Below are 24,331 nucleotides of genomic sequence, written 5' to 3' on the forward strand. Positions count from 1 at the left end.
ACGGCGCGCGCACCTCATTGAATTACTCAGAAATAATTCACTACTCGTGTAAACTCTCGCGAAAAAAATGAAGGGACTCCCCCGATGTCTGTCATCAAGCACCAAAAAAATTATGAAATAGAAGCATTAAGAGCAATTGCCGTCTTCCTGCCAGTCATGGGTCATTTAGGAAATCTGCTATTTTGGTATCCTCAAATCGGCAATTGGTCATATGGGCTATGGGCCGGTGTCGATATATTCTTCTGTATCTCTGGATTCGTAATTGCTAACGCTTTTTATAAAACTTTTCACTCAGCAGCAAGGCTAGAGGACAAATCAACGTTCGTGAAAGAAATGGTTTCTTTTTACATACGCAGGGCTTACAGGATATTCCCATCTGCAATGCTCTGGCTTTTCATTGTGAGCGTATTGTCAGTAACATTTAATCAGTCAGGTATATTCGGAACACTAAAAGCCAACATATTCGATGGCCTGTCAGTTGCAATGTTTGTATCGAACATTCACTTTGCGAGCTGTTACGCCAGCACCCTGGGCAATAAACTCTGCGGAAGCAATGGTATCTATTGGAGCATTTCGCTTGAGGAGCAGTTCTATTTCTTGTTCCCCTTCCTGTTCTTCCTGAAGCTTCGGTGGATCATGTGGCTTGGGGCTGCCGTGTTGATCGGAACCGGATTTATGTATTTCAACTCTTCCAGTTTCTTGCACGTACTCTACACCCGCATGGATGGAATTTTGCTAGGTGTATGTTTGGCAATCTTCAAAAACACCAAAGCTTATACGCTTATAGAGCCTAAATTCCTGGCTAATAGTGCAATAAAATACTTCACCGCCCTCGCTTTAGTAGCTGCAATCCTAATAACGCCATCCAATGGTGGCGTTATACCTTTTGTTTTCACCATGGTCACTTTGCTTTGTACTGTGACTGTCTGGCTGGGTTCGTATCAGGGCGGTTACCTTTTTCCTGAAGGAAAAACCAGAAGCGTCCTTGCCTATATCGGTGCGAGGTCGTTTGCAATCTACCTAGTTCACAATCCTTCCTTCTGGCTGACCCGAGAGATTTGGTCAAGGATTGAGGGTGTAGGATTCGAGTTCGACTCCCACTACAACATCCGATTTTGTGTGACCGCTATTGTCTTGATCGCTGTGTTTGCCGAGCTGAACTACCGATTCGTAGAGACTCCGCTCAGGAAGCGAGGCATCGAGAAATCCAAAAAATATCTGGTATCTAAAGCCAATACCCGTGAGCCTGCATTCGTGTAATCAACCAATTCGTCATAACCTCATGGCCAGATGCATTTAGGTGTATCTGGTCATAACGCCGGCTTTGGCGCCGGCGTTCGGGAGGATCTGCAGCAACTGCTGCTGAGTGATGGGCATGGCTTTCTCCAGGCATAAAAAAGCCCGCCAATAAGGCGGGCTCTTCAATAGACAAATTTATGCTTTGGTTGGGAATATTTTCCATTCCTGCATTTGCTTTACAAACGCTTTAGCGAAGATTTGGTGGCCGTGGGCACCCATATGTAGCCCATCAGGAAAATCCGATGGCTTGAGTCCAATTTTCGTAGGGTCGAAGATTTTCAGACCTTCATCACCACAGACTTTTGCAGCTTCATCTCGAAACTGCTGAATCGTCCACTCGCCATCCGCGTGCGGCTTCAGGACCTTCTCTTCCTTGTTCCAAGTTGGAAGAACGCAGACCACTGTCACGCCTTTTTCTTTACTGTAATCGATGACTTTTTTGTAAGCGTCCGCGTATTCTTTCAGGCCAATTTCAGGGCTTCCCCAGTCATTAGTTCCGAGAGTAATAATCATGCAGTCCGGTTGCTTACTTCCAGTCACGTACCAAAGGGCTTGAAGATTTTGAGCAAGCCCCCACCCTGGTGCGCCGCCGCTCGCCATGCGCTGTCCACCGCCCGACATGTTGGCTATAGAAACGTTGGTCATTGTAGGGATGAGGCTCGCTGTAAGCTTGCTAGCGTCACCTGGACGCCCCTTCGCATACACGTAAGTTTGAATTGAATCGCCAGCGATAATGCATCTGGTGTGCTGTATATCCGCAAATGCGGGAACTGAGGCCAATGCGAGGAGTAACAGGAAAAATCGTTTCACGGCTTAATTTTCTCTTCCCAGAGATAGGTCAGCCCGCAATGTTACAGAGATTTGGGTCAGGCGTCGCCCGGAAATCGTTACGGCCAAAGCCCCCAATCCCTCATCTGTGACACGAGAGCAGACGCCCAAACAGTTTGCCCCCCTGCATTCAGGTGCGTGGCTCCGCCCGTGGGATCAGGCACCTTACCGTCGATTACCTGGTCAGCAGCAATCCGCACTGCGCCAGCTCACGGAACGGGATCTGCTTCACGCCGATCAGGAACTGATAGTTCGAGTCGGTCTTGTTCCAGCAGCTGAACTGGTACGGCTTCTGGCACTCGCCGGCGTAGCCCTCGCCCCACCACGAATTGGTTTTTCCATCGAAAACACGGTTGCGAATCGTCCGGGCCACGGCGATCTGGCCAGCTGTTCCCTCGCCGCGGGCTTCGCCCCACAGTGTGCGGGCGAGGATGTCGCGGTCTTTTTCGGTTACAGGCATCACTTTTCTCCAGGCAAAAAATACCCGCTCGATGGCGGGCTTATTTGATGATTCGTTCATTCGGGGCGGACGGGGCGATCTGCCTGCTCAGGAAAGCGATCAGCGCCGGCTTTCCAGTTGCTGACCTGGCCTCGATACTTCAGCCATTGCTTGCGTGTTCCGGGCAAAAGATCAGGCGGGGTTTCTTCGGCCTCGTCTTCCTCGATGGCCTCCAGTTGGCGCGCAACGTTTTCCAGTTCCCGGGCTCGCCATGCATCTTCGACCTGAGCTTTTTGTTCGAAAAGCGCCTTGGCCGCGGCGGCGTCCTTCATTTCCTTCGTGACCAGCATCGACCATTCGATATTACTCATCAGCCACCTCCTGCCGATCTGTGGTCGCGTCGACAATCGCCGGGACCGGCAAGGGTTGCGGAAACGCAACTCGACCATCCGGCACGTTTTCCAGAGGTGCTGGAAACGCCTGCTCTGGGCTGTAGTTGATGGGGAGCGGCAAAATCAGCGTGATTTCCAACTCGCCGTCGATTCGGGTGATGTCGCTGGCAAACCAGTCTGAGTGAATAGCGGCCTGTGGCAGGGTGTCACCATTACCCATGAGGGAAAAATCGAATACTTCCCCGTTCAGAATGAGCGTTTCACCTGATTTAATGATCACCAACGTGTCGTCACGGCGCTGGGGGACCAGAACAATATTCATCAAAACCACCTCCCTACGGCGAGCCACTTAAGTGCATAAGCGCCTGCAGCCGGACCACTGCGATCGAGCACAAAAAGTGTGGCGCCCGAATTGCTGGTTGTCCCTGTTGAGGCTGTATCAGTAATACGGGAGGACAAAAGCGCAGTCAGGTACGTTGAAGGCGACGACCCGGCAACAAAGGCCGCCGGGTAGGTCCAGCTCGCCGAATCAAAATAGGAACCGCCATAAGGATTGCTTAAGCTGAGCGATTTCGATTCGGCCTGCGTACAGATCATCAGCCCGCTCGCAAACTTCCAGAATTGTCCCGTCGCGGTGCTTCCGTACTCCATTAGCGCGCCCGTGGGCACTCCGCCGGACTGACTGACCGTGCCGAGGATCGTCAGCCCAAGCGCAGCGCGAGCCAACGGCGCGGTCGTCGCGCCGGTACCGCCCTGCGCGATGCTGAGCGCGGTCGTCAGCCCCGTGATCTGCGTGATGTCCGCATTTACGCCCTTGGCCGCCTTCGTAGCCTGGAGTTTGCCGATCGCCGACAGAATGGTGTCGGTCGAAGCGACCGCACCCTGCGTTACAACATCCAATCCAGTCAGAGTGATGCTTCGCACCCCGTTAGCGGACATGTATTTGTTCGTCGGTCCCTCTGGCAAGCCGTCCGTATTGGTCAGATTGAGCGCACTTCGAACACCGACGGTCGTCGGGGTATTGCCAAGCACGGCGATCACCCCACCGAATTGGTTGACCAGCGCCCGAAGCGCATCAGCCGAGTCCTTCACGTAGCCTTGCATTGGCGCCAGCGCGTAAGTACCTGATGTGCTGGTCGTACCTTGATAGTTCGGCGAGATGGAAATCGTCGTATCGCTGCCGATTCCGATAATCTCGTACCATCCGGCATCTGGGCCGCGAAACGCATCACCCACGCGGCAGCCTGCAATGAACGCAGTACCTATGCCGAGCACTGCATTGGAATTTTGGACGACAGAAACCGTCCCGGTTTTGTACCAGGGCATCGATTATCTCCAGAAAAGTATTAGGGTCAGGCCAGCAATTTGGCGCAGAGGAATGGCCGGTGGCCCTGATCGGTCCAGGCTGTAAAGGCGAGGCTGTACATCATGATTCGACCGTTTGCGTAATCGACCCCGAGAGCGCAGCCACCACCAGAACCGTCGTTGTGGCAGTTCATCGTGAAAGGATTGAGGGACACGTACTCACCTACCCCGAGGCTTTTGCTGATACCCCATAAGTACCGGCGCCCAACGCTGAGCTGCTCAGTTCCGAGATAAGTCCAGTTGCCAGCAGCGAAAGTGACGACAACCGCCGGCGCACCGCTGTCGTAAACGAGTGCGCCAGCACCATCCCAAAGTCGCATCCCGTACGCCGCGGTTCCCATCGAAGCCCATGCCGCCACGAAATACTGACCGCTCAGGGTTTCGTTGACTTTTGATGCGTTCATGGCAAAACCAGTCCAGTTACCCGGACCGCCGGTGAACCACACAGAAATTGGAACCTGAATCGCGCCGCCCTGATCAGGACGAATGAACACCATTGGCGGGTCTTGGCTGGTCACTGCTCGGGCAAACGTTCCTGATGCAGTTGCAACGCCGGAATAGGTACCTTTGGTAAGAACGCAGAGCCTCGGCGCCTCCGAATCGATTTGAACAAACGAGTTGTCATTGATGCTCTGAAAGCCATACCTCATGTCCCGTACCTGATTGCGTAGCCTTTGGCGACGATTCTTGATTGAATTGTTGAGGCGCTGGCCGAAGGGTTCTTGGGACGAACAACCACTTGTCCCACCGCCGTCGTCACATACGGATAAGACTTTGCATTACCAGAGCCATCTGTTTCAGATGACTGCACATCCTGCGCCCTCGTCGGGATGATCATGAAAACGCAGTTGGTTGGATTGAATCCCGGGATGTTGAGCGTGTAGCTGGGCGTAGTACCGCTGAAATCAATCACGCCCTGCCACAACACCTGGTACGTGAAGCTGTTGGTGTCCATCCCCAGATTGCCGTTCTCGTCCCAGACTCTCGCTCCATAAGTCATGCGTCGAGGTCTCCAAGTTGCACGCGCTTCACCCCGTTTTGGTCGAAAACCTTGATTGCTCGGTTGGTCATCGTTAAACGACCTCCCCCAGGCGCTGGACCATTGAACTCAAGGTTGCCGGCTTTATCCAGCCTCCAGCCAAGTGTTCCAGGGATATAGTTGTCAGATTGAAGGTATTGGCCGATCTTCAGCATCGTGATGCTGCCGTCTTGAATGAACGCCGAGTTCATGAACACCTGGCCGCCCTGAACCGCGAACGGAACCGAGATCGCACCTCCGGCGATGGTGTTGACGATGGCGAACCGGTCAGCACTGACCAGGAACTGGCTTTGCAAGCCGGCGCCGGTGTTCTCAATGCCCAGGCCAATTCCGGCCGCAACGTACTGCCCATTCGCTGTGACCTGCATCTTCACAGACCACATTGTGCTCAGCTTGCCGGCCGTGTCCGCGTAGGCTGTGGCCGTCTGCTGGATGGCCGCCGAGTTTTGTCCGACGGAAACATTCAGCTGATCGATCTTCGTCGCGGTCGCTGATTCGTTCGTGGCCACCACCTCTTCAAGCTCGGTGATGTTCGCCGCGTTCTCTCCGATTTTGGCGTCGAAGGTAGTCACGCGCCGTGCCATCGCTTCGTTTTCCGAGGCTCTGACCTTCTCTTCCGTGGCAATCGCAGCAGTGCTGGACCAGCCTTTTAGGGCATCCGCCAGTTCGCCCTCGCCATTGTCATCTCGCGAAGCCGCGCGCAGTGCCTGAAACGCCGTCGCCTGCGCCGTGACCACGCCGTCGAGCTCAGTGATCTCGGCGGTGTTGGTGGCAACCTGCTGAGCAAGCCCGTTGGCTGTCTGCACGGTTTGGCCGACATCGAGCCAGTAGGCCGGGTTGGGCGGCGGCTTATCGACCGGCACCGGTCCGGTCGCCTGAAAGATCCGCTTACCCACCACGACCAGGTCGTACTCCTCGTAGGTCTCCTGCGGGTCGTAGCCTTTGAGCGCATCCAGTGCGTCAATCTGCGCCTGCAACCCCGGGATCTTGTCGATTTCGTCGAGAATATCCTGCCCAAGCTCCGTGCGGCCGATCTCGCCGGCGATCATCTCCAGAATCGCCGCCGCGTCCGCGCTCGACTGCCCCTGCACACCCATCCCGATCGGGTACCACGGCCCGATGTTGCCGATCCTGTCGACGATCCGCCCCCAAAAATAGAGCGTCACGCCGGCGCGCAGACCGAGCATTGAGAAATCGCTCTGCGGGTACGCGAGGTCAGTCAACTTGGTAGCGGCGTCCAAGCTGGTAGTGGGCCCATACCAGATTTCAGTACGCTGGCTATCCTCGGCGCCAGCAGGGAAACCCCACTTCAGGTAGATGCCGAACAGCAGCGGCGTGGCCGTCAAATAGCTCAGTGCCGGCGGCAAGCCTTCCTTGCCTTTGAGGTTGGTCAAGATCGAGTTGCGCCATTGCGACGAGATGTCGAACGCACTCACCGCGCGGACCCGTGCCACGTAAGCACCGGCGTAGATGCCGACCACGTCCACGTTGGTCATGCCGGTGCGCTGCAGCTTGATCCAGTTGCCGCTGTCCTTGCGCCATTCGACGTCGTAGCCGACCGCTCCATCCACGGCAGGCCAACTGATGGTCATCGTGGCCACGGAAAGGCCCTGCACCACCGAAGACGTCGACGTCAGCGAAACGCTCTGCGGCGCCGGAACAACGGTGATCGGAATCACGCTGATCGGCCGCTCTTCCAGGCGCGCACCGGTGTCGATGTAGGCAAACTTGCTCGGCTCGAACTGCAGCGCGCTGATCTCGAAGTCGCCCTCGGTGGTGCGCTTGGTGCGCAGAACGCGGTATAGCGGAATTGCCAGGTCGTCAGCATCGAGCGCCCATTGCAGTTGCGCGACCGGTGGCTCGCTGTAGGCGACAGTCACCGTAACGGCGCGGCCGTTGACGCTTTGTACGGTGCGCCCTTCGGCGCGGCCGCCCGGCAGGTTGATGATCAATCGATCACCCGCCTTGGCCTGGGTATCGCGATCGAGCGTCACCACGCGGCCAGCCGCTGACGAGATCCGGCCGCCGACCTCCCGGCCCGCAAGGAGTGAGTCCGCCACAGGAATGATGTGGCCCGGCAGCGGAATCACGCCCTCCATGCCGGTCTTGAACGACACGGTGCGGTCTTGGTTGTTACTCAAGATCGCCCATTTGCCGCGGCGCTGGGCCTCGGAGGCGCGGGTGCAGCCGATGGCGCTCAGCTCGGTGGGCCGGTCGCCGTAACGGCGCTGCAGATCCAGATCCGCGAACGGTATGACGTCGGTGTCGTAGTTGTTCGCCGGGTTGTCGTAGCTGACCAGTGCCCGGGTGTACCGGGTTTTCGCCGAGGCGCTGCCATACGAAAACTTGCCGTCGATGACGTTGGCCCGGGTGAAGACGTAGTCGAAGTCCTGCGCACGCGGCATGTCCGCCTGCATCACCAGTTGGCCTTACGCCCAATACGTCATGCCCCGATAAATCGCCGAGATATCGCGCAGCAGCGACCAGGCGTCAGCCTTGCCCTGCAGGTTCATGTCGCAGAGGAAACGCGGCTCCTGACCGCTGAGGCCGTTCGGCACCAGTTGGTCGCAATACTGGGCAATGCGGTACAGCTCCCACTTATCGACCATGAAAGGCTTGATGCGCTTGCCCAGGCCGAAACGGTCTTCAGTGCAGATGCCGTAGGTGATCCACGCCGGGTTATTGGTCCAGGCCGACTTCATCGAGCCGTCCCACGTCCCGGTGTAGGTGCGCTGAATCGGGTCGTAGTTGCTCGGCACCATCCAGCGCCGTGCCTTGCACTTCACGGTCACCGCCGGAATGTTGGTGAACTGCTCGGCGTCGAACTCGATATAGAGCAGCGCGGTGTTCGGATAGCGCAGCTTGGCGTCGATCACTTCGGTGTAGCCGGCCACCAGCATGGTGTCGGCGACCTTGTTGCTGTTCTGGTTCGGCGTCAGGCGGCGCACGCGGATCTGCCAGCCCGTGGTGGCGGTCGGCAGATCGATGCGGCGCGATCGCTCGTATCGCGTGGTGGTCTTGCCGTCGACGGCGTCCACCAGCACCTGCTGATAGGCGCCGCCATCCGTGGCCACGTCGATGGCGTACTCGATCCGGTAGCCGCCGACGTTGCCCTGGTCATCGGACCGTTGCAGCGCCGGCCACGCCAAACGCATGCGCACGGCGGAAAGCTGGGTGTTGGTGATCGAGCGCACCCACGGCGAATCGCTGCGCAGCTCAATGTTCAGCGAGGTCTCGTTTTCCACGGACGGGATGCCCGGGATGTAGGTCTGATCCACTGAGCCCGGGCGCCAGTCCCACTTCACGTTCGGGAAGTTGTAGTTGCCGCTGGCATCGCGGATCGGCGTGTTGTCCAGGTAAATGTCGTAATCGGTCGGGATGCTGTCGAACTCACCCTCGCCCACGGCGATCAGCAGTTTCGCCAGGTTGGTCGAGCGCAGGCTGTCGCTGGCTTCGACCGGCGACTTCGGCTTGCTGCTGCCGCCCTTCTCGCCGTAGATCTCGATCTGTTGCGCTGCGCCCATACTTTCCTCCAGGCATAAAAAAACCGCCTCATGGGCGGTGTGGGTGTCCATACAGCGTGGATGAAATGCCAGTAGCGACCACGCGCTGTGGAGTAGTAATTTCCTGACCTCTCACAACCAAGGAGCGGTCATGTCAATCAGAAGTCTTGCGAAGAATTTGCCGAAAGATCCCGACAACTCTGGCTGGGTGCTTGGCTGGGGCGTTATTCAATCAGCGCCTTGGAAGTTCATCGACATTTACGCATCGAAGGACGCTGCTGAGTCTGAAGCCGCGAATCGCGGAACTGGATATCAGGTGGAGTACGGCTCTCACGAACTTGGCACCGACAACTTCATGGGCGGAATTCAGCCATAGCGCCAGGCTGTTGCACGCTGAATTCGATCTTGCAGTTACCAGAAATCAGCGAGGCGGTTAGCCCGGCCTTGCCCCAGTAGTTGCGCGAGAAGCCGTCTGCCGAGCAGCATTTCCCAGCGAACCGAAGGCGGTCGATCTCCTGTCCCTGAGATGTAATGGCGACGATCGCTTCGTCGCCGCAAACAGCCCCATTCTCGATCCGATACAGCTCGCGAACGGTGATCTGGTAAGTCGAATGGTTGGTCATGCTTTGTCCTCGGCCAGGATCGAGGCCGAGATGATCATCCCGCCCCACCGGCGTTCGCCGATGCAGATCGGTACCGGGTTTCCGCTGGCCGTGGTGTTCTTGGCGCTGCCGAAGGCATAGGACGGGGCGTTTTCGGGGGAGGCGCTCTGCTTCAAACCCTTGGCTTGAGGGCTGAGCATCTGAATGACGCCACCAGCTACCAGTCCAGCGCCCAATTGCACGGCCCAGGGCTGGCCAAAGTACGAGCCGGCAACTACCAGAACCGCACCAATAATTGTTTGAAGAAGGCCTGCCCGCTTGCTGCCAGAAATGACCGGGACGATGCGAATCTCTTGGGTTCCACCGAGGCCGAAATCTTTTTCAGCTACGTTTTTCCTATTCCTGAAAATCGCGAAACGCATCCCCTTTCGTTCAAGGTCCTTGATCGCCGCCTCAAATCCTTCCAGTGTGCACTTGAGCGCCTTGAAGGCCTCGCCCACGGATCTGCTGCCAAGCTCACGATAGTGAACACGGCCGAACAGCTTGATGAGCGGGCCAGAAAGAAGAATGGTGGTCATGGCTGGGTTATTACTGAGCGTGGCTGCCAAGGCTTTTTCTCCGGACATAAAAAACCGCCCGAAGGCGGCTTCTGTCATTGCATGGTGGGTGATAAGTCCATGCTCATTGCTGAGTCTATGGATATCCTGAATTTCTTGGTGATTCCTGCTTTGATGTTCGCTTCCCTTTCTTTCAGGCCGCTTCCGCAGGATGAAGCAGATAAAATGTGCTCACCTGGAGCAACGCGGAATTTCGCGGTCTCGCCTGAGGCGATTTCTGCTGCCCGGCGACCGTCGATGCTTACCGTCGTATTGCAGCCGCTGCCAACAAAGCCAGTATCCCGGGTGACAATGAGTACCGAATCACCATGCGCCGGGGTTTGAAACGCAAACAATCGGGACGATGGGACCGGGTCGGCTTCACTGGACGGAACTGGCGAAGTCGCACACCCCGCCAACAGCGCTACCGCCAGCGCCCCTATCAAAATCCGCATATTTACTCCTTATGGTCTCGCACGCTGAAGGCGAAGAAATAGAACGAAATTTTTTCGTCCTCAATATCCCTTAGCTCGTAACGGATTCTATCCAGACCGCGGTCGAAGCGAGTCACGACGAGGTCCATGAATTGGGTTAGTCCGCCGCCGAAGCCGCTTAGATTCAGTGAGCTGACATCATGAAAAACAGCCGTCACACCCTCTGTTTCTGGGTCTTCCGATGAGGACATAGTCAAGCTGAGGCTGTACTTGAAATCCACCATTTCGAGCTTGATCGCAGCAACGCAATTGTTCTCGAAAAATAGTTCGTTTAAGCGAGACAGGCTACACATTCTCTAAATCCAAAATTCAACGCTGGTCGATCTCAATTTTCTGAGTTGGATCAGGACTGTACTTCTGCCGCTTCAACTGAGGATCACCGGCTGCCAAACAGAAGAAATAGATCTCCGCTTCGCCGCAACCACCATGCAGCGCACATTCACTTGCCTGCATGTGGTCGAGGAGTATTTCACGCCCCTGTGAGGCGCAAAACACGTTCGCCTCCTTCAAGGCTTGGCCTTTCGCAGAGGCAGGTCCGCCGAAAGGCACCCGAGTCGAAATCGTGTAGGTGTCAGGCCCAACCTTTATTGGTCCGCTATCAGAGCAACCCGCCAACAGCGCTACCGCCAACGCTCCTACGATCAATTTCATGCAGGTCACTCCTGTGGGAAAGCGGGAAAGGTATCACTGGAAAAGCCCAGAATAGAACGGTGCGGTGGAGCTGGGCATCAAAACTCTTTGTAATGCATTCCGGTATCATCACTCAGTAGCTCGAGATCATTAATCGCTTTATTCCAAAACTCGATCTTGTCTTCGGCGATCTCCAGATAGCAGCCCTGATAAATTTTTCTTGCCTGAAGATCCTCCATCAGCAGGTTCGCAGCAGCCTTACCGAATCCGCTATTCCGGTCATCGGCCGCAATGAAAAACCTGTAAATCTCGCAAGCTCCGTCCCCGGACGTCACATTAGCGAATCCAATCGGATTCCCGTTATTTTCAATCAAAACGCACTCTTGTTTCCTCGAACTTTTTCCGTCCATCGCCCGTGGAAAAGCCTCCGGATCAGTTTCTAGCAGTTGGTCCGCGATCTTTTTCGCTTCATCTTGAGCGACGTACAAAAGCTTGAGTGTCATGTCCAATCCCCCGCATCCGGAAAACAGCTTTAAGTTTCCACTGGCCTTCCATCCAGCGTGGACGAAAGCCCAGTAGCTCGAAACAGTGGCGGCATAGTAGCTTTATGCCTCCAAAGCTCAAGGAGAGCGCAATGGCATACGTAACTCAAGCCACGCGTCGATACATCAGTGAAACTAACTCGCCCGGACACGCCCACTGGACCACCCTCTACGAGATCGGCGACACGGTTCCGGTTTCTGGAATCTATCGTTGCCAAGGGTGCGGTGACGAAATCACGTCGAATGCTGGTCAGCCATTTCCCCCTCAAAACAGGCATCAGCACGCTGATTCTTCGGTAGAAGTCCTTTGGCAACTGATCGTGAGAACTAAAACAAGCTGAATTCCCCCAGTCCTTTGCCTGCAAGCCCAAGGACTGGGATTGCGCCAATTTCGGCGCGTTAATGACCTGGAGGTCAATGTGAGCAACCCAGCTTGAAGCGAAACAGTAATTGCACTCAGCCAAATCGTGACAGCGTTAATTGCATCTGTGAGGAAAACCGACTCGCTCGATCATGAGCTGTTTGTCAGGTTGGTCGAAGAGATGCGATCAACTCATAAAGATGATGGACAAGGCGGCTATGCGACCTACAACAAAGTAATCGAGACCGCGAAATCAGCATGCCTCATTCGTGATGAGCAGCCGAAAGCCCCGCGATAAATTCGGCAAGCTTCTCGGCGTGGAGCTGCATTTTGCTGTTGTCAGCGGTTTGCTGCTCCACACATTCTTCAAGAGGAGAAACTCGTTTTTCAAGCGAATCTGAATTTTCCATACCTACCTCCTGCGACAAATCGCATTATTGAGCAATCTTGCATTTTTGTGCCTGAGAATCAGGCGCGTCCTGTCCAGCCATGGCCCGCCGAAGACAATGACCTCTGACGGCCTGCCGTACAGGTGATGCAGCAGGAAAGGCCCGGGGCCGAACGTCGCAGCATCCTCTCCCGGCAACGCCGGATCAGTACCGAGGAATATCCCGGCGTGGTTCGGGTAAACCGTGCGCCCCACTTCCATCACGATCATGTCGCCGCGCTGCGGTTGATCGACTCGGTAGAAGCCGGCTGCCTCGTAGTTCGCTTCGTACAGGCTGGTGTTGTCCTTGCTCTCCCACCAGCCGTCAGCGCGCTTGAAGGCTTCGAACCCCAGCCCCCACTCGCGCTTGTACCAATCCGCGCAGACCTGCCAGCAGTCCCAGGCGCCGTGCACGAATGGCCGTTTGAGAAGCGGCACCTCGCCGGAAGGAATCACGGTGCGCAGGTCGCCCTCGGGCCAACTGAGGATGTGCCACGGCATGGCCGTCGCCTCGCACATGGCCAGGTCGCGCGGTGACGGGCGACTGGTGGCATCCGGATGCGAGTGCACCACGCCGATCACCTCGCCGAGGTCCTCCGCTGCCGCGTATTCCTCCGGGTCGATCCGGAATTCTTCGTTCGGCTCGGTCGAGATGTTGCGGCACGAGTAATACTGCTGTTTGCGGCCCATGGCTATCAACAGGCCGCAGCACTCTTTCGGGTACTCGGCCGCCGCGTGTGCCTGGATCGCGTTCAAGATGTGCTTACGCATGGTCAGCTCCGCGCTATCAAGGAAACAGCAGGGAAGCCACCGAACGGCAGCGGGTTACCCTCGCCGAAGCGAGGTATGCAGCCCTTGCCCAAAGTGGCGTCGCACTCGTCCAGCTCGGGGTTATCGGTAACGATTCCGTCCTTGGTCACGTATGGTCCGGTGTAGCCGCAGTTCGGCCCGCGGTAGCCACCAGTGAGGCACCAGTGGCAAAGCGTCGTGGCCTGCCGCCCAATCGACTCGTTGCCGACGTCGCCCGGGCTGGCCAGCTCCCAACTGACGTTTTCCCCGTCCTCGTTCGTTTTCTGGTCGATGTACCAGACCTCGATCGTCTCTTGGGTCGGGTCTGCCGTTGGATTGCCGGCCGGGAAGTTCGCCGCATCGAGGTAGCTGCCGAGCGTGTGCCGCATCGTCAGTTTGAACTCGAGCAGATCCTCGAACGCCAAACAGAGCGCAGTGATGCGCCCATTGACGTTGCCAACCGACAACGTCGGCCGCACCGCCGTGCCGTCGCCATTTGCCTCAATACCGTCGATCTGCATCGGCCAAGCGCTGTACTCGTTGCCCTGCCAGTAGATTGCCTTCGCCGGTAGCTGATCTGCATTGTCGCCGGCGGCAATCAGTTCGGCTGCCGTGTGCGGAATTGCGTGCCCGTGAAAACGCAGAACGTCCGCGCCATAGTCTGTGCCGTCCAATTCAAAGAGCAGCACTTCGCTGCCAGGCTCAAGCACCTGGATATCACTGATCAGCGGCATGATTGCCCCTTATGGTTGGAATGCCCGCTCGAACGTGGCGGTGAGTTTGAAGACGCCGCCGCCCATAGGTGTGGGAGCGGGATTTTTGCAGGTGAATAGTCCGAGTTCGCCGAGCGGTGTTGTCCAGAGAAACGCTTTCGCACCGGCGTGCCGGTCGAGGAACGCCATGATCTCAAGCACCTTGGCTTTCTGGCCGACGCAGGTAACCGGGTAGGAGTCCTCTTTGTTGTTCGGGCCGTCGCCGACGTTCTGCGCGTAGCCGTTGCCAAACTTCGAGGTGCGCACCCGATAAGTGATATCGGGTGTTTCTCCGCGCTCGGTTGGCCAGGTGAATTTCTCGATGGCCATCATGCCCTCCCATTTGCATTTCGAAAGCTGGTACCGCCCGCGCGCCAAGAGTCAGCGACGGCTTTCTCGGCCACGGCTTGCATTTGCGATTGCAGGTTTCTCGACAGAGCCTGCTGGTCGATCTGCATCCCCTCTGAGCCTCGATCCTGCGTCACCACCGTGACCGGTGCGCTGATGCTGATTGCAGTTCCGGAGCCACCGCCGGCAGCAAGAACACCCAGCTTGCCGCTGGAAGTGCGGGTCAGCGGCATGATCGCCTCCGGCCCCGCCTCACCCATTACGCCCGCTCGGCCGCCGGCCATCCCGAAGGCGGTCGGCGTGCTGACGACACTGTTGGTGAAGGCGCCGCCGTTTGCGAACATCTGCACGCCCGACGACCAGGCACCACCGAGCGCCTGCGGGAAGTAGTTGCTGGAATAACCAGCCGAGGACGCGCCGAGATTCGAAGACGTTGCACCAGCAGATCCAGCCGCCAGCCCGTTACCGCCGCCTCCGCCAGTGAAGTAACTGGTGGCAGCACCGACAAGGCTGCTCAGCAACGCGGAACTGGCCTGACGGGTCGCGATCCGCGCCATGTCCGCCAGAATGGACTTGGTGAAGTCGGCGAACGATAGCTTCCCGGTCATGGCGAAGTTGACGACCGCATCCTCCATCGAGCTGAAGGCGTTGCCGAACAGGGTTTTCGTCTGGCCGGCAATGTTGCTCGCCGAGTCCAGGTAGTTGGCCCAGGCCGATGTCGCGCCTTTGGTCCAATCACCCTGCGCCTTTTCCACATCCGCGTAGTTCTGGCGGATTTGGTCGGTGGCCGCCTTGTTCGCGTCGGCGAGCGCCTGCGACTTGCGGGAGAACTCTTCCTCCGACATATTCCGCGATGGATCTGACTTCTGATTCGCGAGTTCCAGCGCTTGTTGTGCGAACCGGTCTTGCTGGCTGTTCAGCTCGTTGTTGAGAGCGTTCTGACGATCGCCCTGGCCGACGCCGAGAACGGCGCGCTGTCCTGCCAACTCCAGAGCCCTCTGTTGCTGGGCCAGTGCCTGAACGTAGGTCGTGATCGACCGCTCTTGTCGAGCAAGCCGACCGCTCTCGTTCGTGGCCAGAACCTCAAGCTGGCTGTCCGCCTCTTTCTGCGCCTTGACCATCCCCGCTCGCGCATCGGCAATCTTCTGGTCTAGTTGGATGCTTTGCGCAGCAGAGGTGGTTTTTTTCGCCTTGGCGGCTTCCAGTGCGGCGATCTCAGCCTCGTAGGCCGCTGTCACCTCGTCGCGCTCATTGCCGATCAGCGCTTCGCGCTTCAGGGCATAGTCGGCTTGAGAAATGAGTCCAGCCTTCTGCGCGGCGTCCAGCTCCTTCTGGGCGCTTTTGTACTCTTCGCTTATGGCTGTCAGGTTGTTCTTGGCATTGTTGAAGATGGTCAAATCGACCTGAGTTCCGGCAGCCTTGGGATCCTTGAATTGGTCGTTGATGTTCGCCAGGTTCTTGTCGATCGCGGCCTGATTCAGGCGAGGGTCGTTGGGCGCGACCTTGCGGATATCTTCGAGCTGTCGCTTGTACTCCTTGATCGCCTCGGTGCGCTTCTGTTCATTCGTCCAAGCTGACTTTGTGAGTGCGTCCACCTTCGCCATCGACGAGATGGCTTCCCCTTGGGCCTTTGCCTGCTCTCCCTGCCACTTGGCGATATCGGCTTCAGCAGCCTTCTGATCCTCAAGCATGTTGAGTCGATTCTGGTAGAGATCGATCATCTCCTGCTTGTTCTGAAATAGGCCGACATCACCGGACTGAGCCCGGGATAGATCCCGACGAGCCTGCTCGATATCGGCGCCAATATCGCTACGCCCGATGTTCTTCAGCCCATCAGCGGCACGCGCTACAGCGTTGTAGCCCTTCTCCCAGAAACTCAGGTTCTCCAGAATTTTCGGAGTGCGCTCGTTGATCGCGTCAGCAAACGACTCGGTAGCCAGCTTCACAGCACCGGCATGATCGCCCTGCTTTTCCAGCGCGGTGATCTGCGAGTAAACCGACGCAGTCAGATAGTGGTACTGCTCATTCAGCGCGGCAGATGCTTTGACTGGATCGTCGGCAAGCTTGGAAAACTCAGCAACCGTCTCGCTTACGGCCTTGCCAGTCGCCTCCTGCATCGACACGGCAGCCTGGGTGATTCCGGTGAAACTCTCTCCCGCAATCTTGCCATTGCCCGCCAGCAGCGCCAGAACTTCAGCCGCTTGGCCGGTGGTGCCAACTGTGGCGCTAACCTGACGCGCCATGTCGCCAAGCTGGCCAGCGCTGACGCCGGCGTAGTTGCCGGTAAGAATCAGCGATTTGTTGTAGCTGTCCTGCTCCTCGCTGCCTTTGTAGAAAGCGTACGCCAGTCCACCCACAGCGGCGGTGGCCAGCGCAAGTGGCCCGAGGATCGCAAGCAAGCCTGCGGCACCCTCGCCCGCACCAGCACCCAACTGCGCAACCGCTCGTACACCGCTCCCCCAGTCGCCCGAGGAAAGCGCATTGCCCAGCTGAACGACGTTTTCCTGTGCCTGACGAGTGCCTAGGCGCAGCTCGTCGAAGCCAGTGGTGGTTCTGTTGAGTTTGTCGTAGTCCTTGTCGATCTTGCTCAGGGCGGTGTTGTACTCGTCCTGGCTGATCCGGCCGGCATCTAGATGTTTGCCCAGTTGCTCGACCTGGGTATCAAGCTTCGCCAGCGCAGCGCGAGCCGGGTCAATGGCGCCCAGCAGGCTGTTCAGTGCCTTCTGTTCATCCATTGCCGACTTGGCCAGCGCTACCTGCTGCTTGTCGAGCTGCGCCGAGATCTTCGCGGCTTCAGCTTCGCCATAGGCGCCGGTCTTAGTCAGCTTCGCCAACGCATCACGCTGTTTGGCGAGGTCCTGTGTGGTCTTGGCGCTGGTAGAAAGCGATTTCTCCAGCGCCTGCATTTCGTTCATCAGCGAAACGGCGGACTGCTCGGCCCGGCCACCGGCCTTTGCCATTTCATCAAGGCTCGTTTTGGCCTCGATTGCATCGGCCGAGTCGATCTTGACGCCGAGCTCTGCAATGTTCATCGACTCACCCTGAATAAGTGCCCGTAATTACGGGCTGTTTTCCCTTTCCTCCGCCATGACGCGCAGGGCTTCGCCTTCCAGCACCTGCAGGTCAGGGAAGATTTCAGCGAGTTTCTTTTTCTTGATGCCAAGGAAGCCGGCGACGTCTCGAATGCAGTTGTAATCAAGACCGATGGCACCACCGGTGCCGACCCGCCACTGCGTGGACATTCGGTTGAACAATAGGAAGGCCGGCCAGTTGCATGGCCAGACCTCTGTTTCCTCTTCCAGATCGCCCGGTGCGAGGCCGAACATGCTCATCAACTCAACCGGCGCCGCTGGCGCATAAAGTGCGCGCGCGGCGTCCGTCAGTTTCCCAGGCGGGCCTGGTTGTAGGCGCCTTGGTAGGCTTCGACTACCGCCTCGGTTGCGCCTTGGCACGACTTCACCAGCGCGGTGATGCTCTTCTCATCGAACTTGTCGTCGAAGGCCCAGCCAGCCACCAGATCCTTGATTTGCTGAACCTGCTGGGCTGCATCAGCAGCAACCACTTCAGAAAGCGATGGTTGATCCCCGAGCGCGACCAAGGCTTCCTTGCGATTCTCGTTCCACTCATCGAAAAGCGCGGCCAGTTCCAGCCGGTCGCGATACTTGAACGTGAACTCGATCTTTTCAGGCGCGCTGCCAACGATCGGGATCAGCACCATTGCTTGGAACGTCGGATTCTGGGCGATTCTGATTTTTGCCATGGGTTACACCACTGCGGTCAGGTAGCGGGTCGGCTCGGCCTGAAGAGCCAGGTTCACAGTGCGAGTCAGCAGGTTGTTGCGGGAAACTGCTGGCTGCTTGGAGAACGATGTGTAAGCGCCGTACAGCAGCGTGTCATTGCCCGGCAGGTTCAGGCGCGCAGCCTCAACCTGCTTGCCGGCATCAGCCTTCATCAGCACCTTGTTGAAGTCCTGAGCAGGGTCATCCGCCAAGGTCAGCACCATGCTGGCTGCCGATTTGTCGGTCGGAATTTGCTTGCCCTGGTCATCCTCGAGGAAAACCACGTCGAGGTAGTTCTGTTCACCGCCGGAGAAGGCAACGTCGGAGATTTGCGGAATCTGCACCCAGGTCAGAACCTTGCGCATGGTGCCCGCACCACCACCGGCCGGGAAGATCTGGGTGTCGGTGGTGTCGATGCCTTCCAGCGTGATCGCCGTAGCAGTCGCCGCCTTCACTCGGACCACCTTGCTGTCGAGCTTGCTCCAGCCAGATGTCAGCAGAACGATATCGCCAGCGACGAGAGTACCGCCCACAACCGTGGCCACCGCTTCTGTAGCGTTAGTGATGGAAGCGAACGCCAATGCAGCGGCATAGGTAGCAGCGTGCTGGAAAGTGCCGCCGTTCGGAATTTTGTAGCCCATGGGTGATTCCCCTTTTCAGAAATGACAAAACCCGCTCGATGGCGGGTTCTGGGTTTGCCCAATGGGCGGATTAGTTGGTGTCGGCTCGATAGGTGAACGAGACCGGAACGGTGTACGCGGAATCGCCGGTGATGCCTGAGCCCGGATCAACTGGCGACATAGTCACCACAGTCACAGCCCCTTTCGTGTCCCGAGCATACAGAGGGAACAGGCCTGTCAGCTCATCGACGATAGGATTCGTCTTTGCTTTCCCTGTACCGGCCGGCGCGATGATGCTGACTTGAAACACACCTGTGAACAGCCGGTGATCGCCGCCGATCGTGTTGCTCGTGGTATCACCCGGTATCGTAAACGCCCGCAGGTAAGTTTCATCCGCTGCTGGCGTGTAGACCGTGTTCTCGAAGACGATCTTCAGCTTCTGCGGCCTGGCATTGTTCCAAGTGATGAGCTTTGCCTCATAGATCGAGGCGATGATCGCGTGACTCATACCTGATTGTTCCTGATGGCCTCCTGCACGATCTGCTGGAAGCGAGCCACGGTGACCCGGACCATGCCGCCGGGGGCCTGTGTGGAATGGCCGAACTCTAGCGGGATCGCGTAGGGCAAGTTGTTGATTAGGTAGACCATCTGGCCGGCGGTGAAGTCGCTGATGGCGGCGACCAATGCCGCGATGGTCTCGGCGCCGCTAGGATCCACCTCGTCGAAGGTGACATTCTCGACCACGCCGATGGATAGGTGCCAGTTCGCCCGGAACCGGCCGCCGACATAGCCTTCCGGTGCGACGATGTCCATGCCGTCGTTGAGCTTGCGACCCTTCTTGAGCCTGCCGCCCTTGGTCAGGTTGGCAGGATCGCTGCGCAGCGCGGAGTTGTGGACGTCAACGGCCTTGTTGTACTGGGCCGCGACAGCGTTCTGCGCCCATATCTCCGGGTTACCCACGGGAGACATGCGGATCAGGCTACTGCCGACCTCGATGATGATCTCGCGCACACTCGCGTCGATGGCTTCGCTGGTCTGGGCTGCAAACTCGGCAAGGCTCAGCGCAAAGCTACCGGACTGGCCGGCACCCGCCCGGCTCACGACCGCACCTGCAACTCATAGAGGATCGGCGTCCCGGCGGGATTCACCTCTTTCAACGGCGGCACGATGGACCAGGTGCACCCCTGAATGATCACTTTGTCCAGCAGACCCGGAACCCATTCCAGCCCCTGCGCGGCGATCTTCAGTTTCTTGTCGCCCTGCTTGATGAGGCTGTTGGTCTGGAATTCCTGACCGGTGAAGTCGAGAAGGATGCCTTGGGCGGTCTGCTCCACGGGCACGCCTGGAGCTTCGCCGCCGATATCTGGATCGTATTCGCCCGGCACCGTCTTGCTGATGGTCACGGGCTGGCCGAACTCTGTGATCATCTCCAGAGCCATCACGGCCATTTCGTCGTAGAAGGCCATGGTGGCTCCAAGCGTTTTAGCCTGAATTCAGGCCGTCAGAATTTTTAATGAAGAGTTTTGGCTGGATCAGGCTCGCCGATCATTTCGGCGATGCCCTCCTTTAGAATCATCCGCAGATATTCTTGGACGCTCATCTTCATAGATGCAGCTTGAATTTCGATCTCAAGCCATTCTTCATCAGTGAATTTCAAACGTAACTTTTCGTCTTCGATGCTCATGGTCGGCTACCTGACGGTGATCAGACCAATGTATCAGGCCCGAACAGCGAACAAACCACGCTTTTGCAGGTAGTCGGCAAACTGCGTCGCGCTCGGGCGATCCGGCGCCGCCGGCAACAGTCGGCCGCTGGTGTTCGGGATCGTCGCGTACTCGCGAGTTACCGCGCCCTCGACACGCTCTAGCGTGACCGCGCCTTTGCGCTTCTCGATCGGGTCGACGTCGTCGGTGTGGATCTCGGCGGCCAACGCCATCTGTCCGTATTGGATCCGCGCTGGCAGATATCTGTCGGGCTTGATCTCGTAATCCAGCTCGACGCCGCGGCGTGGCCAGGACAGAGCCTGCTCGCTGTTGGACTTTCGCCCTTTCCACGTCATGCCGTCCATTGCCAGCGCGGCCCGGCGCAGCAGCGCTTCTTGCGCTGGAACCTCCGCCGGGATGGTCACACCGAACTTCACGGCGTACATGGCCAAGTCTTCGGCAGATGCGTAGCTTTCGGCGTCAGGCTTGCCGGTACCGTCCTCGATGATGAGAGTCATGAATCAGCTCGCTGTGGTGTTCTGGATCGAGTGCCACGTTACCGGGCACCCGGGTTATTACGCCTGCTGCAGGTCAGCAACTGCCTTTTCCAGCGATTCTACCGAAGCATTCGCCCGATACGTCACGTTGGCGGCGTCGAGCTGCGCTTTGAGGCCAGCGATCTTTTCGGCATTGTCGACTGGCTCTGCAGCAGCCTTCAGGCGCGAGACTTCAGCGCGAAGCAATTCGGCCTCGCTCGCCAGGTTGTCACGCTCGCTCGTGAGAGCTTCGAAACCCTCGTTAATCTCTTTCAGAGCACCGAACAAGCGGACTGGCAGTTCGCCGGCGCCCGGGTGTTCCAACTCCGATTGCCCCTCGGCGGCCTGAATCAGTCGCAGGATGCCGTCGCGCTCGGCGCGCAGCATGGCGTTGTCCTGCTCCAGACTGGCGATGGTGTCGGCACGATCCGATTCACCTGGCTGGCTGGTCAGCGGTTTCAACAAAGAAACTTCGACGCCCTGCTCCTCATAAGCCTCGACCACCTTCGGCCAGTCGCCAATCACAACTGCGTGGGTCACACCCGCTTCAGGTCGATCAAAGTGCGCTGGGTTGCGGTACCGCTTTTCCGGATCGAAGTCCGAGTTTTGAGTGGAGTAAACCAGTTCCATAAAAGTCTCCGTAGCGGCCATTGCTGGCCGCTGTAAGGGCCAGTATCAGCCGCCGGCTGGTGGCGTAGTGGTCAGGGTGATCAGCACGCCAGCAGTCACCTTGTTACTGTTGGAATGCTTGACCCAGTTCGCAGCCGAACCCACGGCGGCAAGCGTTGGGTTCGCACCGCCAGCGGCTTCCTTCCAGCTGTAGCCGAGAACATCGATGTTGACGGTGCCTTCCGCGCGGTAGCCGATACCCAGGTTCTCTTCGTCATTCACCGCGTAAGAGCGGAAGCCAGGCGCTTGCGATTCAGTGATCACCACAGCGTTTGGCAGCAGGCCGAAGATCACATCTGCAGGCGCGGTGTCGGTGACCAGCACCGGCTTGCCGAGGGTGCCTGGCAGTCCGCCGTAGATTACGACACCGGCTTCTTCGTAGACCTTGCTCGCGATCGCCTCGTCGACGATGTCGAAGTAAGCACTGGAGTGCATGACCCACAGCGCGATACGACCGAACTTGTCACCGAACTTGCGCATTCCGCGGGTCAGGGTCTTCTTGCCGTCGGTCTCGATGTTGGCCGAAACCACCATGTCAGCATTAGAGCTGATCGAGGCGCGCAGCGCGGCGGTAGCGTACTGGATGAAGCCTTCCAGAGTGGCGTCGGCAACGTCGGCGCCGATGATCTGGGAGAACTCGTCGACCGGACGACCGCGGCGCTTGAAAGCCTCTTCGGTGGTCTGGTACGGGCCGTACTTCCACGGCGCCTTGACTCCAACAGCTTCACCCGCGCCGATCTTCTTCGCGGTCACCTTGCCGGTGGAGTTGACGTCGCGATGCTCCAGCGAACCGCCGATCTTGTAGAACGAGCGCTTGCGGAAGTCGCCTTCGATCAGCTCGTTGTCGAGCACGATCGCGCCGTTGGACGATGCGTTGAATACGTCGAGGTTGTCCTGGACACGCTCCAGGTATGCGGTTTGCGCCTCATCGTTGTAGATGATCAGGTCGCTGTTCACAGTCGTTGCCATGGGTGAATCCCCTTACTTGGGCAATTGCAGGTATGCGGTTTGGCCGTGCTTGCGCTGGTAGTCGCGCTTTTGCTCGGCAGTCATTTCGGAGCGCTTCAATGCAGCCTGGCCGCCACCCCCGCCCAGGGCATTCGTTCCTGTAGCCCTGGGCCACAGATGAGGTGCGCTTTCGCGCAAGGATTCCGCCCATTCGAGCGGGGTCAGAGGGGTCTTTCCGTCCTTGCCGAGGATGACCTGGCCGGATTCATCAACGGCGACCGCTTCACCCTCTTCGTTCAGCGAGAACACGCCTTTGGCGCGCAGGATGATGTCGTCAGTTGCTTCAGGCAGAGCACCCGCTTTCAGCGCTGCACCGCGCACGGAATCGCCTAAGACTTTGCCCTGGAACTTGGCGGCGAAGGCTTCGGCTTTTTCGGCTCGCGCGGTGACGGTCTTCAACTGCTTGTCGTAGTCGCCACGCAGGCGCTCGGTGCGGCGGTTGAATACCTCGTCCACTCTGCCCTCTGTCAGCAGCTTGGTTTCTTCGTCTTGGCCGGCCCGGCTGAGAAGGCCTTTCACAGCGTCGATGTCGATGCCTTCGAACTGCGTTTCGAACTGGGTCAGCTTGCCGGTGGTTTCCTTCAGCTTGCCCAGCAATTCGGAGTTCTTGGTTTTCAGACCAGATACGGAGGCCTCAACGGCAGTCGCGATAGCGGCCTTGATTGCCGGGTTGTTCAGGTCGATTTCGTTTTCTTCTGCCACGTTGATGCACCCTTTGGGTAAGTGTTGCCCGCTTTGCAGACAATAAAAAACCGCCCGAGGGCGGTTTGCTCTGAAACAATGAAGCTTATTTAAAATTACTTGCAATTAAGGTTTGAGATTAAGAGCCACAGGAAAAATTATTCCTTGGATGCGAACTGTCGAATCTCATCTAAAAAAGCTTGGTCTTCCGCTATTTTTTGTTTGGCTTCCTTCTCCGCTAACGCTCTGTGTTTAGCAATAACTATCGAAAACAAATCGTCAACTAGGCTCGAAGCCATATCATGGCTGACGTCGTCATGAGCCAATCTAATCACAATTTTCGCTTTTGCTTTTCTATGGGACTCTAGGGCAGCGAAATACTCTTCATTCAGCCCATAACTCATATCACGAGGGCGAACTCCGATTTGACTTAGGGAGGCTACCAATGGCGCTGCCAATGCCTCTGCAAGTTTTTCAAAGCTTCCACCATCTACCTCAATCAGCTGTAGCACATCACCTCGCTCAAGCCGCTGAGGAAACTGCAGATTCAGTTTCTGCACATTTGAAAATGGGAGCTTACACCTGAGTTCCTTTAAATGAATCTCAGCGCCTAAAACGGTTACGGGTATTAGTCCCTCTGAAACAATACGCAGCGTCCAGGAATGGGGCTCACTTTTATCAATGACGAGAGTCCTGATTCGCTCCTTTTGCGATTGAGCAAATGACTGCCATAGTGCAACACCAACGGCAAAAAATGTACCTAGCCCGGCAACCCAGTCACCTAAACTCCCCCAGTTAAGTACATATTTGGTAGTCGAACTTGGATTTAGGTTTATGCCCAGAGTCAGGCCTAAAAGGCTGCTCACCGCGCACGCAATAAGTAAGCCGAATACAACAAAATACTTCATACCACCTCCATTTTATTGGAG

At 57.4% G+C, this 24,331-nt stretch carries 32 protein-coding genes and 2 pseudogenes; 3 read left to right on the top strand and 31 right to left on the bottom strand.

Features of this window, described 5'->3' with window-relative positions; genetic code table 11:
- Window positions 1-84: 84 nt before the first annotated feature.
- Window positions 85-1,260 (top strand): acyltransferase, encoded by a 1,176-nt coding sequence (locus LCH64_RS23390; protein ID WP_226501385.1) that lies wholly within the window; start codon window positions 85-87, stop codon window positions 1,258-1,260.
- Window positions 1,261-1,434: 174 nt separating this feature from the next.
- On the opposite strand, the gene LCH64_RS23395 is transcribed toward LCH64_RS23390, so the two are convergent.
- From LCH64_RS23395 to LCH64_RS23430, 8 genes and pseudogenes are all read right to left on the bottom strand, one after another.
- Window positions 1,435-2,109, bottom strand: coding sequence for an SGNH/GDSL hydrolase family protein (locus LCH64_RS23395; protein ID WP_226501386.1), 675 nt, complete (start codon window positions 2,107-2,109; stop codon window positions 1,435-1,437).
- Between the two features lie 152 nt (window positions 2,110-2,261).
- Window positions 2,262-2,587 (bottom strand): annotated as a pseudogene (locus tag LCH64_RS23400) (cell wall hydrolase); the annotation flags it as partial.
- A 56-nt stretch (window positions 2,588-2,643) separates the two neighbouring features.
- The gene (locus LCH64_RS23405) at window positions 2,644-2,937 is read right to left on the bottom strand and encodes a hypothetical protein (protein WP_226501387.1); all 294 of its coding nucleotides are present in this window, start codon (window positions 2,935-2,937) and stop codon (window positions 2,644-2,646) included.
- The gene (locus LCH64_RS23410; protein ID WP_226501388.1) at window positions 2,930-3,280 is read right to left on the bottom strand and encodes a hypothetical protein; all 351 of its coding nucleotides are present in this window, start codon (window positions 3,278-3,280) and stop codon (window positions 2,930-2,932) included. The genes LCH64_RS23405 and LCH64_RS23410 overlap by 8 nt, the downstream gene beginning before the upstream one ends.
- Window positions 3,280-4,284 carry a hypothetical protein gene (locus tag LCH64_RS23415; RefSeq protein ID WP_226501389.1) on the bottom strand — a complete coding sequence of 335 codons (1,005 nt, stop codon included), beginning with the start codon at window positions 4,282-4,284 and terminating at the stop codon, window positions 3,280-3,282. Before LCH64_RS23415 ends, LCH64_RS23410 begins: the two co-directional genes overlap by 1 nt.
- A gap of 26 nt (window positions 4,285-4,310) precedes the next feature.
- Complete coding sequence (locus LCH64_RS23420) at window positions 4,311-4,973, bottom strand: hypothetical protein (protein WP_226501390.1); 663 nt, start codon at window positions 4,971-4,973, stop codon at window positions 4,311-4,313.
- Window positions 4,970-5,323, bottom strand: coding sequence for a hypothetical protein (locus LCH64_RS23425; protein WP_226501391.1), 354 nt, complete (start codon window positions 5,321-5,323; stop codon window positions 4,970-4,972). Before LCH64_RS23425 ends, LCH64_RS23420 begins: the two co-directional genes overlap by 4 nt.
- Window positions 5,320-8,886, bottom strand: a pseudogene (locus tag LCH64_RS23430) (phage tail protein). The gene LCH64_RS23425 and the pseudogene LCH64_RS23430 overlap by 4 nt, the downstream one beginning before the upstream one ends.
- Window positions 8,887-9,016: 130 nt before the next feature.
- Here LCH64_RS23430 and LCH64_RS23435 point away from each other — a divergent pair.
- Window positions 9,017-9,241: a hypothetical protein gene (locus LCH64_RS23435; protein ID WP_003225208.1), complete on the top strand. Its 225-nt coding sequence runs from the start codon at window positions 9,017-9,019 to the stop codon at window positions 9,239-9,241.
- Here the strand turns inward: LCH64_RS23435 and LCH64_RS23440 are convergent.
- The 6 genes from LCH64_RS23440 to LCH64_RS23465 all read right to left on the bottom strand — a co-directional run bounded on the left by LCH64_RS23440 (window position 9,219) and on the right by LCH64_RS23465 (window position 11,690).
- Window positions 9,219-9,488, bottom strand: a complete 270-nt coding sequence (locus tag LCH64_RS23440; protein WP_226501392.1) for a hypothetical protein — start codon at window positions 9,486-9,488, stop codon at window positions 9,219-9,221. The genes LCH64_RS23435 and LCH64_RS23440 overlap by 23 nt on opposite strands.
- On the bottom strand, window positions 9,485-10,093 hold the full coding sequence (locus tag LCH64_RS23445) for a tail assembly protein (RefSeq protein WP_226501393.1): 609 nt from the start codon (window positions 10,091-10,093) through the stop codon (window positions 9,485-9,487). Before LCH64_RS23445 ends, LCH64_RS23440 begins: the two co-directional genes overlap by 4 nt.
- A gap of 26 nt (window positions 10,094-10,119) precedes the next feature.
- Window positions 10,120-10,518: a DUF2846 domain-containing protein gene (locus LCH64_RS23450; RefSeq protein WP_226501394.1), complete on the bottom strand. Its 399-nt coding sequence runs from the start codon at window positions 10,516-10,518 to the stop codon at window positions 10,120-10,122.
- Window positions 10,519-10,520: 2 nt separating this feature from the next.
- The gene (locus LCH64_RS23455) at window positions 10,521-10,850 is read right to left on the bottom strand and encodes a hypothetical protein (protein WP_226501395.1); all 330 of its coding nucleotides are present in this window, start codon (window positions 10,848-10,850) and stop codon (window positions 10,521-10,523) included.
- A 16-nt stretch (window positions 10,851-10,866) separates the two neighbouring features.
- The gene (locus LCH64_RS23460) at window positions 10,867-11,208 is read right to left on the bottom strand and encodes a hypothetical protein (RefSeq protein WP_226501396.1); all 342 of its coding nucleotides are present in this window, start codon (window positions 11,206-11,208) and stop codon (window positions 10,867-10,869) included.
- 77 nt (window positions 11,209-11,285) lie between these two features.
- Window positions 11,286-11,690, bottom strand: coding sequence for a GNAT family N-acetyltransferase (locus LCH64_RS23465; protein WP_226501397.1), 405 nt, complete (start codon window positions 11,688-11,690; stop codon window positions 11,286-11,288).
- A 131-nt stretch (window positions 11,691-11,821) separates the two neighbouring features.
- Between LCH64_RS23465 and LCH64_RS23470 the strand changes: the two genes are divergently transcribed.
- A complete protein-coding gene (locus LCH64_RS23470; protein ID WP_226501398.1) occupies window positions 11,822-12,070 on the top strand; it encodes a protein L in 249 nt (82 codons plus the stop codon).
- 283 nt (window positions 12,071-12,353) lie between these two features.
- On the opposite strand, the gene LCH64_RS23475 is transcribed toward LCH64_RS23470, so the two are convergent.
- The 17 genes from LCH64_RS23475 to LCH64_RS23555 form a co-directional block, all read right to left on the bottom strand.
- Entirely contained in the window at window positions 12,354-12,500 is a 147-nt protein-coding gene (locus LCH64_RS23475; protein ID WP_226501399.1) for a hypothetical protein, read from the bottom strand.
- A gap of 2 nt (window positions 12,501-12,502) precedes the next feature.
- Entirely contained in the window at window positions 12,503-13,288 is a 786-nt protein-coding gene (locus tag LCH64_RS23480; protein ID WP_226501400.1) for a C40 family peptidase, read from the bottom strand.
- 2 nt (window positions 13,289-13,290) lie between these two features.
- Window positions 13,291-14,040: a phage minor tail protein L gene (locus LCH64_RS23485; RefSeq protein WP_226501401.1), complete on the bottom strand. Its 750-nt coding sequence runs from the start codon at window positions 14,038-14,040 to the stop codon at window positions 13,291-13,293.
- Window positions 14,041-14,049: 9 nt separating this feature from the next.
- Entirely contained in the window at window positions 14,050-14,388 is a 339-nt protein-coding gene (locus tag LCH64_RS23490; RefSeq protein ID WP_221614771.1) for a phage tail protein, read from the bottom strand.
- Entirely contained in the window at window positions 14,388-17,438 is a 3,051-nt protein-coding gene (locus tag LCH64_RS23495; RefSeq protein WP_226501402.1) for a phage tail tape measure protein, read from the bottom strand. The genes LCH64_RS23490 and LCH64_RS23495 overlap by 1 nt, the downstream gene beginning before the upstream one ends.
- 27 nt (window positions 17,439-17,465) lie before the next feature.
- Window positions 17,466-17,738, bottom strand: coding sequence for a DUF1799 domain-containing protein (locus tag LCH64_RS23500; protein ID WP_226501403.1), 273 nt, complete (start codon window positions 17,736-17,738; stop codon window positions 17,466-17,468).
- A 47-nt stretch (window positions 17,739-17,785) separates the two neighbouring features.
- Entirely contained in the window at window positions 17,786-18,166 is a 381-nt protein-coding gene (locus LCH64_RS23505; RefSeq protein WP_226501404.1) for a phage tail assembly chaperone, read from the bottom strand.
- A gap of 3 nt (window positions 18,167-18,169) precedes the next feature.
- A complete protein-coding gene (locus LCH64_RS23510; RefSeq protein ID WP_226501405.1) occupies window positions 18,170-18,826 on the bottom strand; it encodes a phage tail protein in 657 nt (218 codons plus the stop codon).
- Window positions 18,827-18,896: 70 nt separating this feature from the next.
- Complete coding sequence (locus tag LCH64_RS23515) at window positions 18,897-19,313, bottom strand: phage tail terminator-like protein (protein WP_226501406.1); 417 nt, start codon at window positions 19,311-19,313, stop codon at window positions 18,897-18,899.
- Window positions 19,310-19,906 carry a hypothetical protein gene (locus LCH64_RS23520; protein ID WP_226501407.1) on the bottom strand — a complete coding sequence of 199 codons (597 nt, stop codon included), beginning with the start codon at window positions 19,904-19,906 and terminating at the stop codon, window positions 19,310-19,312. The genes LCH64_RS23515 and LCH64_RS23520 overlap by 4 nt, the downstream gene beginning before the upstream one ends.
- Complete coding sequence (locus LCH64_RS23525; protein ID WP_226501408.1) at window positions 19,903-20,271, bottom strand: hypothetical protein; 369 nt, start codon at window positions 20,269-20,271, stop codon at window positions 19,903-19,905. Before LCH64_RS23525 ends, LCH64_RS23520 begins: the two co-directional genes overlap by 4 nt.
- Before the next feature lie 44 nt (window positions 20,272-20,315).
- On the bottom strand, window positions 20,316-20,489 hold the full coding sequence (locus LCH64_RS23530) for a hypothetical protein (RefSeq protein ID WP_226501409.1): 174 nt from the start codon (window positions 20,487-20,489) through the stop codon (window positions 20,316-20,318).
- 33 nt (window positions 20,490-20,522) lie between these two features.
- On the bottom strand, window positions 20,523-21,026 hold the full coding sequence (locus tag LCH64_RS23535; protein WP_226501410.1) for a DnaT-like ssDNA-binding protein: 504 nt from the start codon (window positions 21,024-21,026) through the stop codon (window positions 20,523-20,525).
- A gap of 57 nt (window positions 21,027-21,083) precedes the next feature.
- Window positions 21,084-21,674, bottom strand: a complete 591-nt coding sequence (locus LCH64_RS23540) for a hypothetical protein (RefSeq protein WP_226501411.1) — start codon at window positions 21,672-21,674, stop codon at window positions 21,084-21,086.
- 45 nt (window positions 21,675-21,719) lie between these two features.
- Window positions 21,720-22,682 carry a major capsid protein gene (locus LCH64_RS23545; protein ID WP_226501412.1) on the bottom strand — a complete coding sequence of 321 codons (963 nt, stop codon included), beginning with the start codon at window positions 22,680-22,682 and terminating at the stop codon, window positions 21,720-21,722.
- Window positions 22,683-22,694: 12 nt separating this feature from the next.
- Entirely contained in the window at window positions 22,695-23,423 is a 729-nt protein-coding gene (locus LCH64_RS23550) for a hypothetical protein (protein ID WP_226501413.1), read from the bottom strand.
- Window positions 23,424-23,560: 137 nt separating this feature from the next.
- A complete protein-coding gene (locus LCH64_RS23555) occupies window positions 23,561-24,310 on the bottom strand; it encodes a hypothetical protein (protein WP_226501414.1) in 750 nt (249 codons plus the stop codon).
- Between the last annotated feature and the right edge of the window lie 21 nt (window positions 24,311-24,331).

It is taken from the genome of Pseudomonas sp. MWU16-30322 (assembly GCF_020515535.1).
Lineage (GTDB): Bacteria > Pseudomonadota > Gammaproteobacteria > Pseudomonadales > Pseudomonadaceae > Aquipseudomonas > Aquipseudomonas fluorescens_H.

What these genes read in the sequence shown, in the direction of transcription:
- LCH64_RS23390 (WP_226501385.1), top strand. Translation starts at nt 85, where the DNA reads ATGTCTGTCATCAAGCACCAAAAAAATTATGAAATAGAAGCATTAAGA.
- LCH64_RS23405 (WP_226501387.1), bottom strand. Translation starts at nt 2,937, where the DNA reads ATGAGTAATATCGAATGGTCGATGCTGGTCACGAAGGAAATGAAGGAC.
- LCH64_RS23410 (WP_226501388.1), bottom strand. Translation starts at nt 3,280, where the DNA reads ATGAATATTGTTCTGGTCCCCCAGCGCCGTGACGACACGTTGGTGATC.
- LCH64_RS23415 (WP_226501389.1), bottom strand. Translation starts at nt 4,284, where the DNA reads ATGCCCTGGTACAAAACCGGGACGGTTTCTGTCGTCCAAAATTCCAAT.
- LCH64_RS23420 (WP_226501390.1), bottom strand. Translation starts at nt 4,973, where the DNA reads ATGAGGTATGGCTTTCAGAGCATCAATGACAACTCGTTTGTTCAAATC.
- LCH64_RS23425 (WP_226501391.1), bottom strand. Translation starts at nt 5,323, where the DNA reads ATGACTTATGGAGCGAGAGTCTGGGACGAGAACGGCAATCTGGGGATG.
- LCH64_RS23435 (WP_003225208.1), top strand. Translation starts at nt 9,017, where the DNA reads ATGTCAATCAGAAGTCTTGCGAAGAATTTGCCGAAAGATCCCGACAAC.
- LCH64_RS23440 (WP_226501392.1), bottom strand. Translation starts at nt 9,488, where the DNA reads ATGACCAACCATTCGACTTACCAGATCACCGTTCGCGAGCTGTATCGG.
- LCH64_RS23445 (WP_226501393.1), bottom strand. Translation starts at nt 10,093, where the DNA reads ATGTCCGGAGAAAAAGCCTTGGCAGCCACGCTCAGTAATAACCCAGCC.
- LCH64_RS23450 (WP_226501394.1), bottom strand. Translation starts at nt 10,518, where the DNA reads ATGCGGATTTTGATAGGGGCGCTGGCGGTAGCGCTGTTGGCGGGGTGT.
- LCH64_RS23455 (WP_226501395.1), bottom strand. Translation starts at nt 10,850, where the DNA reads ATGTGTAGCCTGTCTCGCTTAAACGAACTATTTTTCGAGAACAATTGC.
- LCH64_RS23460 (WP_226501396.1), bottom strand. Translation starts at nt 11,208, where the DNA reads ATGAAATTGATCGTAGGAGCGTTGGCGGTAGCGCTGTTGGCGGGTTGC.
- LCH64_RS23465 (WP_226501397.1), bottom strand. Translation starts at nt 11,690, where the DNA reads ATGACACTCAAGCTTTTGTACGTCGCTCAAGATGAAGCGAAAAAGATC.
- LCH64_RS23470 (WP_226501398.1), top strand. Translation starts at nt 11,822, where the DNA reads ATGGCATACGTAACTCAAGCCACGCGTCGATACATCAGTGAAACTAAC.
- LCH64_RS23475 (WP_226501399.1), bottom strand. Translation starts at nt 12,500, where the DNA reads ATGGAAAATTCAGATTCGCTTGAAAAACGAGTTTCTCCTCTTGAAGAA.
- LCH64_RS23480 (WP_226501400.1), bottom strand. Translation starts at nt 13,288, where the DNA reads ATGCGTAAGCACATCTTGAACGCGATCCAGGCACACGCGGCGGCCGAG.
- LCH64_RS23485 (WP_226501401.1), bottom strand. Translation starts at nt 14,040, where the DNA reads ATGCCGCTGATCAGTGATATCCAGGTGCTTGAGCCTGGCAGCGAAGTG.
- LCH64_RS23490 (WP_221614771.1), bottom strand. Translation starts at nt 14,388, where the DNA reads ATGGCCATCGAGAAATTCACCTGGCCAACCGAGCGCGGAGAAACACCC.
- LCH64_RS23495 (WP_226501402.1), bottom strand. Translation starts at nt 17,438, where the DNA reads ATGAACATTGCAGAGCTCGGCGTCAAGATCGACTCGGCCGATGCAATC.
- LCH64_RS23500 (WP_226501403.1), bottom strand. Translation starts at nt 17,738, where the DNA reads ATGAGCATGTTCGGCCTCGCACCGGGCGATCTGGAAGAGGAAACAGAG.
- LCH64_RS23505 (WP_226501404.1), bottom strand. Translation starts at nt 18,166, where the DNA reads ATGGCAAAAATCAGAATCGCCCAGAATCCGACGTTCCAAGCAATGGTG.
- LCH64_RS23510 (WP_226501405.1), bottom strand. Translation starts at nt 18,826, where the DNA reads ATGGGCTACAAAATTCCGAACGGCGGCACTTTCCAGCACGCTGCTACC.
- LCH64_RS23515 (WP_226501406.1), bottom strand. Translation starts at nt 19,313, where the DNA reads ATGAGTCACGCGATCATCGCCTCGATCTATGAGGCAAAGCTCATCACT.
- LCH64_RS23525 (WP_226501408.1), bottom strand. Translation starts at nt 20,271, where the DNA reads ATGGCCTTCTACGACGAAATGGCCGTGATGGCTCTGGAGATGATCACA.
- LCH64_RS23530 (WP_226501409.1), bottom strand. Translation starts at nt 20,489, where the DNA reads ATGAGCATCGAAGACGAAAAGTTACGTTTGAAATTCACTGATGAAGAA.
- LCH64_RS23535 (WP_226501410.1), bottom strand. Translation starts at nt 21,026, where the DNA reads ATGACTCTCATCATCGAGGACGGTACCGGCAAGCCTGACGCCGAAAGC.
- LCH64_RS23540 (WP_226501411.1), bottom strand. Translation starts at nt 21,674, where the DNA reads ATGGAACTGGTTTACTCCACTCAAAACTCGGACTTCGATCCGGAAAAG.
- LCH64_RS23545 (WP_226501412.1), bottom strand. Translation starts at nt 22,682, where the DNA reads ATGGCAACGACTGTGAACAGCGACCTGATCATCTACAACGATGAGGCG.
- LCH64_RS23555 (WP_226501414.1), bottom strand. Translation starts at nt 24,310, where the DNA reads ATGAAGTATTTTGTTGTATTCGGCTTACTTATTGCGTGCGCGGTGAGC.